13 protein-coding genes are annotated in these 15,408 nt (G+C 69.6%); 8 read left to right on the top strand and 5 right to left on the bottom strand.

Going from position 1 to position 15,408, the window contains the following annotated elements; all coding sequences use genetic code 11:
• Positions 1 to 37: 37 nt before the first annotated feature.
• The 3 genes from FJV46_RS02245 to FJV46_RS02255 all read right to left on the bottom strand — a co-directional run bounded on the left by FJV46_RS02245 (position 38) and on the right by FJV46_RS02255 (position 2,324).
• Entirely contained in the window at positions 38 to 241 is a 204-nt protein-coding gene (locus FJV46_RS02245; protein WP_026533290.1) for a cold-shock protein, read from the bottom strand.
• A gap of 222 nt (positions 242 to 463) precedes the next feature.
• On the bottom strand, positions 464 to 1,453 hold the full coding sequence (locus FJV46_RS02250) for an LLM class flavin-dependent oxidoreductase (RefSeq protein ID WP_087031523.1): 990 nt from the start codon (positions 1,451 to 1,453) through the stop codon (positions 464 to 466).
• 136 nt (positions 1,454 to 1,589) lie between these two features.
• Positions 1,590 to 2,324 carry a FadR/GntR family transcriptional regulator gene (locus FJV46_RS02255; RefSeq protein ID WP_087031525.1) on the bottom strand — a complete coding sequence of 245 codons (735 nt, stop codon included), beginning with the start codon at positions 2,322 to 2,324 and terminating at the stop codon, positions 1,590 to 1,592.
• Between the two features lie 178 nt (positions 2,325 to 2,502).
• Between FJV46_RS02255 and eat the strand changes: the two genes are divergently transcribed.
• The 6 genes from eat (at position 2,503) to FJV46_RS02285 (ending at position 8,687) form a co-directional block, all read left to right on the top strand.
• On the top strand, positions 2,503 to 3,936 hold the full coding sequence (gene eat / locus FJV46_RS02260) for an ethanolamine permease (protein WP_087031528.1): 1,434 nt from the start codon (positions 2,503 to 2,505) through the stop codon (positions 3,934 to 3,936).
• A gap of 49 nt (positions 3,937 to 3,985) precedes the next feature.
• Positions 3,986 to 5,359 (top strand): glutamine synthetase family protein, encoded by a 1,374-nt coding sequence (locus FJV46_RS02265; RefSeq protein WP_087031531.1) that lies wholly within the window; start codon positions 3,986 to 3,988, stop codon positions 5,357 to 5,359.
• On the top strand, positions 5,346 to 6,131 hold the full coding sequence (locus FJV46_RS02270) for a gamma-glutamyl-gamma-aminobutyrate hydrolase family protein (RefSeq protein ID WP_232008583.1): 786 nt from the start codon (positions 5,346 to 5,348) through the stop codon (positions 6,129 to 6,131). Before FJV46_RS02265 ends, FJV46_RS02270 begins: the two co-directional genes overlap by 14 nt.
• On the top strand, positions 6,128 to 7,510 hold the full coding sequence (locus FJV46_RS02275) for an aldehyde dehydrogenase family protein (RefSeq protein ID WP_087031534.1): 1,383 nt from the start codon (positions 6,128 to 6,130) through the stop codon (positions 7,508 to 7,510). The genes FJV46_RS02270 and FJV46_RS02275 overlap by 4 nt, the downstream gene beginning before the upstream one ends.
• Positions 7,511 to 7,597: 87 nt before the next feature.
• Positions 7,598 to 8,395, top strand: coding sequence for a 3-oxoacyl-ACP reductase (locus FJV46_RS02280; protein WP_087031537.1), 798 nt, complete (start codon positions 7,598 to 7,600; stop codon positions 8,393 to 8,395).
• Between the two features lie 43 nt (positions 8,396 to 8,438).
• The gene (locus FJV46_RS02285) at positions 8,439 to 8,687 is read left to right on the top strand and encodes a hypothetical protein (RefSeq protein ID WP_087031540.1); all 249 of its coding nucleotides are present in this window, start codon (positions 8,439 to 8,441) and stop codon (positions 8,685 to 8,687) included.
• A gap of 84 nt (positions 8,688 to 8,771) precedes the next feature.
• On the opposite strand, the gene FJV46_RS02290 is transcribed toward FJV46_RS02285, so the two are convergent.
• Positions 8,772 to 9,332 (bottom strand): helix-turn-helix domain-containing protein, encoded by a 561-nt coding sequence (locus FJV46_RS02290; protein ID WP_087031543.1) that lies wholly within the window; start codon positions 9,330 to 9,332, stop codon positions 8,772 to 8,774.
• Positions 9,333 to 9,417: 85 nt separating this feature from the next.
• Between FJV46_RS02290 and FJV46_RS02295 the strand changes: the two genes are divergently transcribed.
• Positions 9,418 to 10,608, top strand: a complete 1,191-nt coding sequence (locus tag FJV46_RS02295) for a benzoate/H(+) symporter BenE family transporter (protein WP_232008582.1) — start codon at positions 9,418 to 9,420, stop codon at positions 10,606 to 10,608.
• Between the two features lie 35 nt (positions 10,609 to 10,643).
• On the opposite strand, the gene FJV46_RS02300 is transcribed toward FJV46_RS02295, so the two are convergent.
• Positions 10,644 to 11,945 (bottom strand): cation:proton antiporter, encoded by a 1,302-nt coding sequence (locus FJV46_RS02300; RefSeq protein WP_087031549.1) that lies wholly within the window; start codon positions 11,943 to 11,945, stop codon positions 10,644 to 10,646.
• Positions 11,946 to 12,108: 163 nt separating this feature from the next.
• On the opposite strand from FJV46_RS02300, the gene FJV46_RS02305 reads away from it, so the two are divergent.
• Positions 12,109 to 15,408, top strand: coding sequence for a DEAD/DEAH box helicase (locus FJV46_RS02305; protein WP_087031555.1), 3,300 nt, complete (start codon positions 12,109 to 12,111; stop codon positions 15,406 to 15,408).

The raw sequence follows: 15,408 nt of genomic DNA on the forward strand, positions 1-15,408 counted from the left end.
TGCTTCTTTCGAAAAGATCTAGTGGAAGATCCGAGCCTTAGAGGGGCTGGATGTTCGACGCCTGAGGACCCTTGGGGCCCTGCTCGGTGTCGAAGCTGACCTTCTGGTTCTCATCAAGCGAGCGGTAGCCGCTTGCGTTGATGGCGGAGAAGTGTGCGAACACATCTGCGCTTCCGTCGTCGGGAGCAATGAATCCAAAGCCCTTTTCAGCGTTGAACCACTTCACGGTACCTGTTGCCATTTTTGTTTTATCCTTCTGAAATTCAGACGCGCTCCGACTTTCGGAACGCCCCAGTCGCGGCGTGCTTGTCCGCTTTTTCAGAGACGCGGCCTGTCCCGAGAGGGCCACACCGCGTGAAATACAAATGCGCAACACTACAACCGACACCCACTTAACCAAACCTTGCGGGGTAATGGCAAGCAGGAAGCCGAAGGTTCTTGTTTCTGTGACCTCCGGACCGGCTCAGGCCGCGACCGGATGCATGGCTCCGGCCAGCAGTTCGAAGGACCGCAGCCATGCTTCGGTGGTGCCGGCCTGGGTCGCGACGATCAGTTCGTCGGCCTCCACCTGGGCGGTGAAACGCTCCAGGTAGTCGCGGACGACGTCGGGCGTCCCGACGGCGCTGTAGCGCGCCATCTCGCTCATCTGCTGGCCTCCGGGGGACGCCAGGATGGCCTCCGACTCCTCGCGCGTGAAGGTCTGGCCGCGGCCGAGGAGGAGCGTGACGCGCCGCAGCATGGCCTCGTGGAACTCGTGGTGGGCGTCGTTCGCGCTGTCCGCCGCGATGACGTTGACCCCGGCGATGAAGTGCGGTGTCGCGGACTGCGCCGAGGGCTTGAACTCCCGGCGGTAGATGGCGGCCGCGTCCATCAGTGCCTGCGGAGCGAAGTGCGACGCGAAGGCGAACGGGAGGCCGAGGGCGGCGGCGAGGCGCGCACCGAAGAGCGATGACCCGAGGATGTACAGGGGAACGTCGGTCCCCTTCCCCGGCGTCGCCTGCACGCCCGGGACCCGGGTCTCCCCCGTGAGATAGCCCTGGAGTTCGAGGACGTCCTGTGGGAAGCTCTCCGCCGACATGGGGTCCCGGCGCAGCGCGCGGGCGGTGATCTGGTCGCTGCCGGGCGCCCGTCCGAGCCCGAGGTCGATCCGTCCGGGGTGGAGGCTCTCCAGGGTGCCGAACTGTTCCGCGATGGTGAGCGGCGAGTGGTTGGGCAGCATGACGCCCCCGGATCCGAGCCGGATGGTCGACGTGTGCGCTGCGACATGGGCAATCAGGACGCTGGTCGCGGAGGACGCGATGCTCCCCATGTTGTGATGCTCCGCGTACCAGATACGTCGGTAGCCCCATGCCTCTGCATGCTGGGCGAGGAGGACGCTCGAGGCGAAGGTCTCCGCCGGGGTGGAGCCCTCGGCTACCTGCGCGAGATCCAGGATGGACAGGGGGACGGTCATGTGGGTGCCTCTCGGTGCGTGCCTGCCGCGATGGTTCGAACTGCGACCTCTGGAGGGAACGGTTGCCCGGGCGCATCTATTTCCGCGGTCCTCCCGGGTCACGTGGCGGGGGAGGAGGCGTCCCCGGGCAGGACACCTAGAGCGGGCCGGCCTCGTCGAGGAGGAATCCGCGCAGGAGCGCTGCGGTGCCCTCGAGATGGGCGGCCATCTCCGCCTCGGCGCGCTGCGCATCCCCGGTCAGCACGGCCCGGACGATGACCGCGTGCTGGCGGTTCGAGTGGGCGATGTTGACGGGCAGGAAGGGAATCCGGTCCAGCATGTCGTTGGTGCGGGACCTGGCCTGCGCGACGGCCAGCGTCAGCGAGCGCGACCCCGACAGTTCCGCGAGTGCAAGGTGCAGGCGCGCATCGAGCGGCCGGTAGTGGGCGGCCTCCGCCCCGGTCACCGCATGGAGCGAGGCGAGGAGCGCGCCATGCGCCGCCTCCCCCTGGACGGCGAGCGCCGCCAGGCGGGCAGCTCCGGGCTCGACGACGGCCCTGAAGGTCAGGACGTCCTCCAGCTCCGCGCGTTCCGGGCGGAACATCGCTCCGCCCTCCCTGCCCGGGAGTTCCGCACTGACCACCGCGCCGCCGTAGCGGCCCCGCTGGATGGTGAGGTACCCGGCCGTCTGCAGATCGGCGAGGCCCTCCCGCAGGGTCGACCGCGACACGCCGAGATGGTCGGCGAGGTCACGCTCGGGTGGGAGCCGCGACCCCGCCGGGAAGACACCCAGCTTGATGGCGTGCAGGAGTCGCTGGACCGTCTCCTCGAAGGCATTGCCCCGGCGAGCCGGCTGGATCAGCCGGAAGGCCGGGTCCGGGGGGCCGTTCATGCTCCCAGCTTACGGACGGGTGGACACCCCGGGGCCACGGGCGTCATGGGATGCCGGCGGGCGAACCCTTGACGAACGGATCGCGGACGCCCACCATGGGGGCACTCAATGGACTGATTTCACTCCATTGCGTCCGCAGCACCCGTTCTCCAATCGGCCGTCCAACCAAGGAGCACACGTGGCACGCAGGAACATCGACTACACCAGCGTCGACGACAAGTACCTCAGGCAGCGAAGCCTCAAGAGCGGGGCCGCCGGGTGGGTCCTCCTTGCCGGCCTCGGCGTCGCCTATGTCATCTCCGGTGACTTCTCCGGCTGGAACCTCGGGCTCGCCGAAGGCGGGTGGGGCGGACTGCTGATCGCCTTCATCCTGATGGGCATCATGTACACGTGCATGGTGTTCGGCCTGGCCGAGATGTCCTCCACGCTTCCGACGGCGGGTGCGGGGTACGGGTTCGCCCGGCGCGCCCTCGGCCCGCTCGGCGGCTTCGCCACGGGCATGGCCGTCCTCATCGAGTACGCCGTCGCCCCCGCCGCCATCGCGACCTTCATCGGGGGCTACATCGAAGCACTCGGCCTGTTCGGCATGACGAACTCCTGGCCCGTCTACCTCGCCACCTACGTCATCTTCATCGGGATCCACCTGTACGGGGTGGGCGAGGCCCTGAAGCTGATCTTCGGGATCACGATCGTGGCCGTCGTCGCCCTGATCGCCACCGTCGTCGGCCTCGTGCCGCACTTCGACTCGGCGAACCTCTTCGACATCGTGCCCGACGGCTCCGCGGGCTCCTCGGCCTTCCTGCCCTACGGCTTCTCCGGCGTCCTGGCCGCCCTGGTGTTCGGGATCTGGTTCTTCCTCGCCATCGAGGGCGTGCCGCTGGCCGCCGAGGAGTCCAACGATCCGAAGCGGGACATGCCACGCGGCATCATCGTGGCCATGCTGCTGCTGCTGGTCTTCGGGGCGCTCATGCTCGTCCTGGTGCCGGGAGCCGCCGGCTCCGAGGCGATGGGCAGCTCCGACTCACCCCTGCCCGAGGCGCTGCGGGCTGCCGCGGGAGGCGACTCCGCGCTCGCTGACTTCGTGAACTACGCGGGTCTCGCCGGCCTCGTGGCCAGCTTCTTCTCCATCGTCTACGCGTACTCCCGGCAGCTCTTCGCCCTGTCCCGGGCCGGCTACCTCCCGCGCTTCCTCTCGCTGACGTCGAAGCGCCACACACCGTGGGTGGCCCTGCTGGTCCCCGGGACCATCGGTTTCCTGCTCGCGGCGCTCACCGGCAACGGCGGGCTGCTCATCAACATCGCCGTCTTCGGCGCCACCGTGTCCTACGTGCTGCTCAACCTCTCGCACATCCTGCTGCGCGTGCGGGAACCGGATCTGGAGCGCGGCTACCGCACCCCGGGAGGTGTGGTGACCACCGGCATCGCCCTGGTGCTGGCGGTGATCGCCCTCGTGGCCACCTTCTTCGTGGACATCCTCGCGGCCTCGATCACCGCCGTCGTCTTCCTGGCGGCACTCGCGTACTTCTGGTTCTACAGCCGCCACCACCTCGTCGCGAGCGCCCCCGAGGAGGAATTCGCCCTGCTGGAGCAGGAGGGCTCGAACCTCACCTGACCGCCCGCACCCCGCCCCACCGAACCGTCCGATCACCGGAAAGAGAACCATGCAGCCTCATCCGCGCAACGAACGAATGCTCACCGTCGAGCAGCTCACCTCCGCCATCGAGTCGGGCGGGGTCGACTCCGTTGTCCTGGCCTTCACCGACATGCAGGGCAGGCTGCAGGGCAAGGTGATCCACGGCCGCTTCTTCCTCGACACGGTGCTCGGACACGGCACGGAAGGCTGCAACTACCTGCTCGCGGTCGACACCGACATGAACACCGTGGACGGGTACGCGATGTCCAGCTGGGAGACCGGCTACGGCGACATGGTGTTCGACCTGGACCTCGACACCATCCGGCGCCTGCCCTACCGCGAGGGCACGGTGATGATCCAGACCGATCTCTCCTTCACCACGGGGGACCCCGTCCCGGTGGCCCCGCGGAGCCTCCTGAAGGCCCAGTCCGCCAAGGCCGCCGCGCTAGGGATGCAGGCGTTCTCCGGTACCGAGCTCGAGTTCATCGTCTACAACGACTCCTTCGAGGCGGCGGGCCTGAAGCACTACCGCGACCTCGTGCCCGCCAACCAGTACAACGTCGACTACTCGATCCTCGGCTCGCTCCGGGTGGAACCGCTCCTGCGCGACATCCGCAACGCCATGTACCAGGCGGGCATGGTGGTGGAATCGGCCAAGGGCGAGTGCAATTTCGGCCAGCACGAGATCGCCTTCAAGTACGACGACGTGGTGGTCACCGCCGACAACCACAGCGTGTACAAGCTCTCCGCCAAGGAGATGGCCTCGCAGCGCGGGCAGTCCGTGACGTTCATGGCGAAGCCGAACGAGCGCGAGGGTTCCTCCTGCCACATCCACATGTCGCTCCGGGGCGACGACGGCGGCCTCGTCTTCTGGGACGAGGAGACGAACGCACGGACGCCGCTCTACGACCACTTCATCGCCGGGGTTCTCGCGACCATGCGGGAGTTCACCCTGTTCTACGCCCCGAACATCAACTCCTACAAGCGCTTCGCCGAGGGCTCCTTCGCGCCGACGGCCGTCGCCTGGGGCCTCGACAACCGCACCTGCTCGGTCCGGCTCGTCGGACACGGATCCTCCGCGCGACTGGAGAACAGGCTGCCGGGCGCGGACGCCAACCCGTACCTCGCCCTCGCGGCGATGCTCGCGGGCGGGCTGTACGGCGTCGAGCACGAACTCGAGCTACCGCCGAGGATGGACGGGAACGCCTACCTGTCCGACGCCGAGCACGTACCGGCCACCATGAAGGAGGCGCGGGACCTGTTCGCGGGATCGGCGATCGCCCTCGAGGTGTTCGGCGAGGAGGTGGTGCAGCACTACACGCACTACGCCGACGTCGAGCTGGCCCAGTTCAACGCCGCCGTCACCGACTGGGAAGTGCGGCGCGGGTTTGAGCGGCACTAGGACGGGCACCGCGGAGGCTCCCCGGACGGCCCACCGGCCGCGAGTCGGGCTGACCACCTACTGGCAATCCGCCCGCTGGGGCGTCTGGGAGGACACCGCCGCGATCGTCCCGGGCGCCTACGTGCGCGCCGTCATCGAGGCCGGGGGAACGCCCCTCCTGCTGCCACCCGTGGGCACCGACACCGGGGTCCTCGATGTGCTGGACGGTCTGATCGTGATCGGTGGGGTGGACGTGGATCCGTCCCACTACGGCGCCGAGCCGCACCCGACCACCGTGAGCCAGCCCGAGCGGGACCAGCACGACCTCGCCCTCACGCGCTCCGCCCTGGCGCAGGGCCTACCCCTCTTCGCCATCTGCCGGGGTGCGCAGATCCTCAATGTGGCGCTCGGCGGGACCCTGCACCAGCACCTCCCCGAGGTACGCCGCGATGCCTCCCGGTACCAGCCCGCCCCGGGAGTCTTCGGTTCCGTGGACTTCACCACGGAACCCGGGACCATCGCGCGGCAACTGCTCGGCAAGCACGCCTCAAGCCCGTGCTACCACCACCAGGGGCTGGACCGGATCGCCGAGACCCTGTGCGTCACGGCCGTCGCGGACGACGGCACCATCGAGGCCGTCGAGCTCGCGCCCCGCTCCGGCGCGGGCTGGGCCCTCGGCGTGCAGTTCCACCCGGAGGAGAACGGCCAGGACCGGCGCCTCTTCGGAGGATTCGTCGACGCCGCCCGGACCCACGCACTGCACCGCGCCCCGCGGGAAAGGAGAGCCTCATGAGTTCCACCTACGACGTCGTCAACCCCGCCACCGAGGAGACCATCGCCACCGTGCCCATGGCCGGCCTCGCCGAGACGGACGCCGCCATCGACCGGGCGGCCCGCGCCTTCCCCGCCTGGCGCGGCGTGGCTCCCGCCGATCGCGCGCTGCTGCTGCGCAGGTTCGCCGCGGCCGTCGACGCCGAGATCGAGGCCCTCGCGGCGCTCGAGGTCGCCAACGCGGGCCACACCATCGGCAATGCGCGCTGGGAGGCCGGCAATGTGCGCGACGTCCTCACCTACTACTCGGCGGCACCGGAACGCCACTTCGGCCGGCAGATCCCCGTGGCGGGCGGCATCGACGTCACCTTCCACGAACCCCTCGGCGTCGTGGGGATCATCGTGCCGTGGAACTTCCCCATGCCGATCGCAGGCTGGGGATTCGCCCCCGCCCTCGCGGCCGGCAACACCGTGGTCCTGAAGCCCGCCGAACTCACTCCCCTGACGGCCCTGCGGCTCGGGGAGCTGGCGCTCGAGGCAGGCATCCCCGAGGGGGTCCTCACCGTGCTGCCCGGCAAGGGCTCGATCGTCGGGGCACGCTTCGTCACGCACCCGGCCGTGCGGAAGGTCGTCTTCACGGGCTCCACGGCGGTCGGCAAGCAGATCATGGCCGGCTGCGCGGACCAGGTCAAACGCGTCACCCTGGAACTCGGCGGCAAGAGCGCCAACGTCATCTTCGCGGACGCCGACCTCGAGAGGGCCGCCGCGGCCGTCCCCGACGGCGCCTTCGACAACGCCGGCCAGGACTGCTGCGCCAGGTCCCGCGTCCTCGTGCAGCGATCCGTGTACGAGGACGTCCTGTCCCGCATCGCGACGGCCGTCACGGCCGTGCGCGTGGGGGATCCCCGGCAGGAGGACACGGCCATGGGCCCGCTGATCTCCGCCGGCCAGCGCACCTCGGTCTCACGCTTCGTGTACGACGACGACGGCACCGCGAGGGCCGACGTCGTCGCCCAGGGCACCGCACCCGCCGGCCCGGGTTTCTGGTTCCCGCCCAGCGTCATCACGCCCGCCGACCCCCGATCAGCGGCGTTCACCGACGAGATCTTCGGCCCGGTGGTCTGCGTGGTCCCGTTCGAGGACGAGGCCGACGCCGTGCGCATCGCCAACGAGTCCGACTACGGCCTCTCCGGCTCCATCTGGACGCGCGACGTGGGCCGTGCCCTCCGGGTCTCACGAGCCATCGACGCCGGGAACCTGTCGGTCAACTCGCACTCCTCGGTGCGGTACTCGACACCGTTCGGAGGCTTCAAACAGTCGGGGCTAGGGCGCGAGCTGGGGCCCGACGCCCTCGATTCCTTCAGCGAGACCAAGAACGTGTTCATCGCGACCGACCCCTGAGCGGCGCCGCGCCCGCTCCACCGCACCTCCCCGAACTCGTCCCCTTCCACTCCTTCCACTTCTTCCACTTCCCCTCCAGGAGCATCGATGACCGACCTGCCCTACGACGGACTCGTCACCAACCGGCTGCGGGACCGCACCGCCGTCATCACGGGAGGCGCCTCGGGCATCGGCCTCGCCACCGCTCGGCGGCTGGCGCACGAGGGTGCCCGCGTGGTGATCGCCGACATCTGCCCCGACGGGACCGGCAACGACCTCGCCGCGGGGATCGGCGGCCGGTTCTTCCGCGCGGACGTCACGAGCGCGGGCGACGTGCAGGCCATGTTCGCCTTCGCGCAGGAGACCTTCGGCTCCATCGACATCGCGTTCAACAACGCGGGGATCTCACCCGAGGACGACGCCTCGATCCTCGACACGGGCATCGAGGCCTGGCGCCGGGTCCAGGAGGTCAACCTGACGAGCGTGTACTACTGCTGCAAGTACGTGATCCCCTACATGCAGGCGCAGGGGAAGGGCTCGATCATCAACACGGCGTCCTTCGTGGCCGTGCTCGGCGCTGCGACGTCCCAGATCTCCTACTCCGCGTCGAAGGGCGGTGTGCTCTCGATGAGCCGCGAGCTGGGCGTCGAGTTCGCACGGCAGGGCATCCGGGTCAATGCACTGTGTCCGGGGCCGGTCAACACCCCCCTCCTGCGGGAGCTGTTCGCCAGCGACGCCGAGAAGGCCCAGCGGCGCCTCGTGCACGTACCGCTGGGACGCTTCGCCGAGCCCGACGAGCTGGCCGCCGCCGTCGCGTTCCTCGCCTCGGACGATTCGTCCTTCATCACGGCCAGCCAGTTCCTGGTGGACGGCGGTATCACCGGCGCCTACGTCACGCCCCTGTAGCGCGACCACCCCGGTGGCGGCGCCGGTCTGCTTGACTGGAACCATGCCTTCCAGTGACCAGCCGAACCATGATGATCCGAACAGTGATGATCCGAGCAGTGATGATCCGAGCAGCCAGACCCCGGGCGGTGACAGCCCGGGCAGTGGCCACGTGTCCGAGGCAGCCCTCCGCGCGCGCCAGGACCTCCTGGTCCGGGAACTCGCCGTCGAGCAGAACGGCGCCCGCCTGCAGGCCCTGAGCGACGAGCTCGAGGTCATCCAGCGGCGCCTGGAGCAGGCCGGGACCGCCTGAGACACGCCGCCACCCGAGCACACCTGTCACCCGAGGCACGCCGCTGGCTGAGGCGCGTCACATCGGCCGGCGGCCGGTCGCCCGCTAGGACGGCCCCGGAACATCGCCGGGTGTCTCGATGACGAGGACCCCCTCGGCTCCCTCCTCGGAACCGTAGGTGTGCACGGTGTCCCCTGGCCAGGAATGCGCCTCGCCCGGGCCGAGGCCCTGCTCCGCGCCCCGCTCCCCCGCATGTCCCCGCCCCCGGACCACCCGGAAGTGCTCCACCGTGCCGGGACGGTGCGCCGGGGAGATCCGCGTGCCACCCGGCGCCAGGGTGAGCCAGAAGACCTCCGTCGTCCCGCCGTCGTCGTGCGTGCGGACCGAGAGCAGGTGGGCGTCGACGACGCCGTCGGAGACACTGCGCCCCGCCTCGTCGCCGACGAGGCCCGTGAGCGGGACCCCGAGCGGGCCGGCGAGCGCATAGAGCGTCTCCAGGGTCGGGTTCCGCGTTCCGGACTCCAGTTCCGAGAGCGTGCCCTTGCCTATGCCTGCACGCGCTGCGAGCGCGGTCAGCGACAGACCGCGCGCGTGCCGGAGAGCCGCGATCCGCCGGGCGACGGCGGCCCTCGGCGACACATCCGGCGGGGGGTTGTCCTCGGGCATGCCAGCATCCTACGCTGGCCGTTCCATAAACAGAACACTTTTGGTACCCGATCGGCGGTTCGCCGGACGGCAGGACAGGAGACCCGTGCATTCCGCCACGACGGCAAGGCCAGGCATCGCCGAACCCGTACTCGCGGGTATCGTCACAGCCCTCGTCGGGTTCACCTCGTCCTTCGCCGTGGTGCTCGCAGGGCTGCGCGCCACGGGCGCCACGCCCGAGCAGGCGGCGTCCGGGCTCCTGGCACTGACCGCCGTCGTCGGCCTCGGAATCGTCCTGCTGGCCCTGCGGTACCGCATCCCCGTCACGCTCTCCTGGTCCACGCCCGGCGCGGCGCTGCTGGCGGGAGCGGCGATCCCCGAGGGCGGGTGGCCGGCAGCGGTCGGCGCCTTCGCCGCGACGGGGGTCCTGATAGCACTGACCGGCGTCGTCCCCGCGCTGGGCCGGCTCGTCGCCAGCATTCCCCGGCACCTCGCGCAGGCGATGCTCGCGGGTGTGCTGCTGCCCCTCTGCCTCGCGCCGTTCCAGTCGCTCGGCACCATCCCCTTGCTCGTGCTCCCGGTGATCCTCGTCTGGCTCGCGGCCTCGGCGGTGACACCCCGATGGGCCGTCCCGCTCGCCCTGGCCGCGGCGCTCGCCGTCATCGGCGTGCAGTTCGCCCTCAACGGCACCGTGATCGCAGCGGGAACGCTCGCACCCTCCCTGTCGGTCACCGTGCCGGTCCTCGAGCCCGCCGCCGTCATCGGGATAGCCCTGCCGCTGTACGTGGTCACGATGGCCTCGCAGAATCTGCCGGGCGTCGCCGTGCTGTCCTCCTTCGGCTACCGCGCCCCGTGGCGGTCGTCACTGGCCGTCACGGGTGTGGGGACCGCCGTGGTCGCACCCTTCGGCGGCCATGCCGTGAACCTCGCGGCGCTGTCGGCGGCCCTCGCCGCAGGGGACGGCGCCGGCCCCGATCGCGACCGCCGGTGGATCGCCGCGCTCACGGCCGGGATCGCCTACCTGGTCCTCGCGGGCGCGTCCGGAGCACTGGTCGTGATCGTCGGCGCCGCACCGGCCGGGCTCGTCGAGGCGGTCGCGGGCCTGGCCCTGATCAGCACGATGGCGGCGGCTGTCACGGCGTCGTTCTCCGATCCCGGCGGGCGGATGAGCGGTGCCGTGACGTTCCTCCTCGCGGCGTCCGGACTCTCGATCCTCGGGATCGGCGGAGCGTTCTGGGCGCTGGTCGGCGGGCTGCTGGTGCGCTCGGCCCTGGAACGCAGGCCCGCACGACCCTGACCCGGACGGGTGGGCGGGTCAGCGGATCCGACCGGTCAGACGGGGGTGACGGAGGCGAGTGCCTCGTCGCCGTCGTCGCGCGCCTTGCGCTGCCGTGCGCGGTCCAGCGCGTTGATCACGGGCGCCGCGGTGATGCCGTGGATCACGATAGACATCACGATCACGAGCGCGCCGATGCGCCAGAGGGTGGCGGCGTCGGCCGCGAACTCCCCCTTCGAGAGGGCGTAGCTGAGGTAGTAGACCGACCCGATGCCGCGCACGCCGAAGAAGGCGATGACGCCGCGCTCGCGTGGCCCCGTGCGGGTACGGGCGAGGCTCAGCCAGGCGAAGACGGGCCGCACCAGCAGGATGAACGCGACCGCCACCACCACCTCCAGGGGGCGCAGCCCTTCGAAGAGGCCGCGTGCCACGGCTCCCCCGAGGAGGACGAGCACCACGATCGTCAGCAGCCGTTCGAGCTGCTCGATGTAGCTGTGCAGCACCCCGTGGTAGCCGTGGGTCTGCTCGCCCGAGCGGATGGTCAGGGCGCACACGAAGACGGCGATGAAGCCGTACCCCTCCACGGCCTCGGTGACGCCGTACGTCAGGAAGGTCGCCGCCAGCGCCACGAAGCCCTCCGAGTAGTTGGCGAGGCGCACGCTCCTGAGCGGCGTGCGGAAGAAGATGCGGCCCAGCAGTTTGCCCATGCCGAACCCGAAGGCGCAGCCGATGGTCATGCGCCACAGGACGTCGAGCAGGATCCACTCCGGGAACCACGCGGAGGGAGCGAGCCCCACGGTGCTCAGCAGGATCGCGAGGTAGACGAACGGGAAGGCGAGTCCGTCATTGAGCCCGGCTTCGGAGGTCAGCCCGAAGCGCACCTCGTCCTCGGACTCCAGGTCCTCCTCCGACTCCGACGGCTCCCCGACCTGGACCTCGGACGCGAGGACGGGGTCCGTCGGTGCGAGCGCCGCGGCGATGAGGAGAGCCGAGGCCACTCCGAGCCCCAGGACCCACATGCCCATCAGCGTCAGTCCGAGGATGCACAGCGGCATCGCGATGCCGAGCAGCCGCCACGTGGTGGACCACCGCTTCCAGCCCAGCCTGCGGTCCAGCGCCAGGCCGGCACCCATGAGCGAGATGATGACGCACACCTCGCTCAGGTGGATGGTCACGTCGCTGTAGGCGATGGGATCGGGGTCGGGGAGATCGGGCGCGAAGCTGAAGATGAGGATGCCTGCCCCGAAGAACACCATCGGCATGGACACGGGAGCCCGCATGAGCAGCCGGGGCAGGAGGGCCGCGGCGAAGACGGCGAGACCGGCTGCCGCGTAGATGATGCTTTCTGGTTCGAACACGCTCGTCCTTCTCGTTTCACCGCCACGCGGCTGGTCATCCCCCCGTGTCAACAGTAGGGCAGGCAGAACCGGTCCCCGGCCCGGGCCGAGCGCTGGACAGCCGGGAGCGAACAGGGCAGGCGGCAGGGAAGTGAGCGTCACCGCCGCGTGAGAGCATGGAATTATGCCCACTTCCAGCCACCCCATGGTCGATGTCACGGACATCATCCGGATCGTGGGCGGTGCAGCCTTCCAGCGGGGGCAGACCTACGCGAAGGACGGCGCCGTCAGCTCGCTCGCCTGGGACGGCGATGCCAAGCTGCTCACCGGCAGGGTCCGTGGCAGCGCGCCGAACGACTACCGGACCAAGCTCCGACTCGGGGTGAAGGGGGACGGACGGTTCCGGCCGCTCGAGAACTTCTGCAGCTGCCCGATCGGCGCGGACTGCAAACACGTCGCCGCGACCGCACTGCAGAGCAACACCGAGAACCTGCTCGCCCAGCACGAGCGCGAACTCGGCGCACGTCCCGCTCCCCGCTCCGAGGTGCCTGACGGCTGGCAGGCCTCGCTCACCGATCTCCTGTCATCGGACGATGCGCCGGCTGCCGGGGCGGCTGCCCCCCTCACCCAGCTCGGCCTGCAGTTCGAACTGCGCACTCCCGAGGTGGCCGTCCAGCGATGGGGTTCCGCCGCCGAACGCCAGGGCCAGCGCACGCTCAACACGCGCCTCGGCGTCCGCCCCGTCAGCCAGAACGGCAAGGGGAAGTGGATCAAGAACAATCTGTCCTGGGGCAGCATCAGCTACCAGACCTACGGGCTCACCCTCGACCCGGACCAGCACCGGTGGTTCTCCCAGTTCCCCGCCCTGCACCGCGGGACGGGTGTCACGTACTTCGGCAACAACGACTCCTGGCTGTACCTCGACGACTTCAGCAACCCGCTCCTGTGGCAGCTGCTGGACGAGGCACAGCGCCTCGGCATCGCCTTCGTCGGCTCCAAGAAGTCCGTCACCGTCGAACTCGCCGCCCAGGCCACGCTCAAGCTCGATGCGGCCCGGACCGAGGACGGCTCACTGCAGCTCTGCCCGGCGCTCGATATCGACGGGCAACCGCACCCATCGGACTCGGCGCACGTCATCAGCACGCACGGCGTCTACACCGTAGCCCCGGACGACACCGTCACCCTCGCCCCGACGTCCCGCCGGCTCACGGCCAAGGACATCGAGCTCCTGCAGCGCGGCCGTCCCGTCGTGGTGCCCGAGGAGGAGACGTCCCTGTTCCTGCAGGAGTACTACCCGAGGCTGCGGCAGTCCATCGAGGTGGACAGCAGCGACGGCAGCGTGGACCTGCCCGAGATCCAGCCGCCCGTCCTCGTGGTGACCACCGCCTACGGTGCCGACGGAGCGGTGTCCCTCGACTGGCACTTCGACTACCCGCTCGGCGACGCGGTGCAGCGGAGGCCCTTCCGCAGGGGTGGCCCGGGAAGCGACGACGGCTATCGCGATGCCGGGGCCGAGGATGCGCTGGCACTCGCTGCGCGCGAGGTCCTCTCCCCCCTGCCCATCAGGAGCATCAAGCTCGAGGACATGAACGCCGTCGAGTTCGTCGAGGACGTCCTGCCGAAGCTCACCGAGCTGCCCGGCGTGCGCGTCGACGTCGTCGGCGAGAAGCCCGACTTCCGGGAGCTGACGGACACGCCGACGCTGCGGATCAGCACGGTCGAGACGGACAACCGCGACTGGTTCGACCTCGGCGTCATGGTCACCGTGAGCGGCCGCACCATTCCCTTCGACTCGATCTTCCGCGCCCTCGCCCAGGGCCGCAAGAAGCTGAAGCTCGTCGACAACACGTTCATGTCCCTCGAGCAGCCCGTCTTCGACCAGCTGCGGGAGCTCATCGAGGAAGCCAGGGCGCTCAGCGAGTGGGACCCCGACTCCACCCTCCAGATCAGCCGCTACCAGGCGGGGCTCTGGGCGGACTTCGAGGATCTCGCGGAGGAGACCGAGCAGGCGCAGTCCTGGCGCGACGCCGTGAGCGGTCTGCTCGAGCTCACCGATGTCGCAGCGACTCCGCCGCCCGCGGGACTCGTCGCGGAGATGCGCCCCTACCAGGCGGAGGGCTTCAGCTGGCTCGCCTTCCTGTGGCGCCACCAGCTCGGCGGCGTCCTCGCCGATGACATGGGACTCGGCAAGACCCTGCAGGCCCTGGCGCTCATGGCGCACGCGAAGGAGACCACGGGCCTCGCGGCCCCGTTCCTCGTCGTCGCCCCGACCTCCGTGGTGCCGAACTGGTCCAACGAGACGCACCGCTTCGCCCCCGGCCTCAAGGTCGTGGCCATCACCGATACGCAGGGCGCAGCCGGCTCGTCTATCCGCGACCAGGTGGGCGACGCCGACGTCGTCCTCACCTCGTACACGCTCTTCCGCCTGGACTTCGCCGCCTACCAGGAGCTCTCCTGGTCCGGACTGGTGCTCGACGAAGCCCAGTTCGTCAAGAACCGGGCAGCCAAGGTGCACCAGGCGGCCAAGGACTTCGACGCGCCGTTCAAGCTGGCGATCACGGGCACACCCATGGAGAACAACCTCATGGAGCTGTGGTCGCTGTTCAACATCGTGGCGCCCGGACTGTTCCCCTCGGCGCGGAAGTTCACCGAGGACTATCGCACCCCGATCGAGAAGATCGGCGACAACCGGCCGCTCGTCCGGCTCCGCAAGCGCATCCGCCCGCTCATGATGCGCCGCACCAAGGAAGCCGTGGCCTCCGATCTGCCGCCCAAGCAGGAGCAGGTCCTCGAGGTGGAGCTGCATCCGGACCACCGGCACATCTACGAGACCTACCTCCAGCGTGAACGGCAGAAACTCCTCGGGCTGATCGAGGACATGAACCGCAACCGGATGATCGTGTTCCGGTCGCTGACGCTGCTGCGCATGCTGAGCCTGGACGCCTCCCTGGTGGACCCCGAGCACGAGGGCGTCCCGTCCGCGAAACTGGAGGTCCTGTTCGAGAACCTCGACGGCATCATCGCCGAGGGCCACCGGGCACTCGTCTTCAGCCAGTTCACGTCCTACCTCAAGAAGGCCGCCGAGCAGCTCGACGCCCGCGGCATCCCGTACGCCTACCTCGACGGATCGACGCGCAGCCGCGGCGAGGTCATCGACGGGTTCAAGGACGGCACGGCCCCGGTCTTCCTCATCAGCCTGAAGGCCGGCGGCTTCGGCCTCAACCTGACCGAGGCCGACTACTGCTTCCTGCTGGATCCCTGGTGGAACCCCGCCTCGGAGGCGCAGGCCGTGGACCGCACGCACCGCATCGGGCAGACCAAGAACGTCATGGTCTACCGCATGGTGTCGAAGGGGACCATCGAGGAGAAGGTCATGAAGCTCAAGGAACAGAAGGCCAAGCTGTTCACGTCCGTGATGGACGACGACGCCGTGTTCAGCTCCGCCCTCACGGCCGACGACATCCGGGGGCTTCTCGAGGCCTGA

The sequence above is a fragment of the Arthrobacter agilis genome, from assembly GCF_006494655.1.
Taxonomy (GTDB): Bacteria; Actinomycetota; Actinomycetes; order Actinomycetales; family Micrococcaceae; genus Arthrobacter_D; species Arthrobacter_D agilis.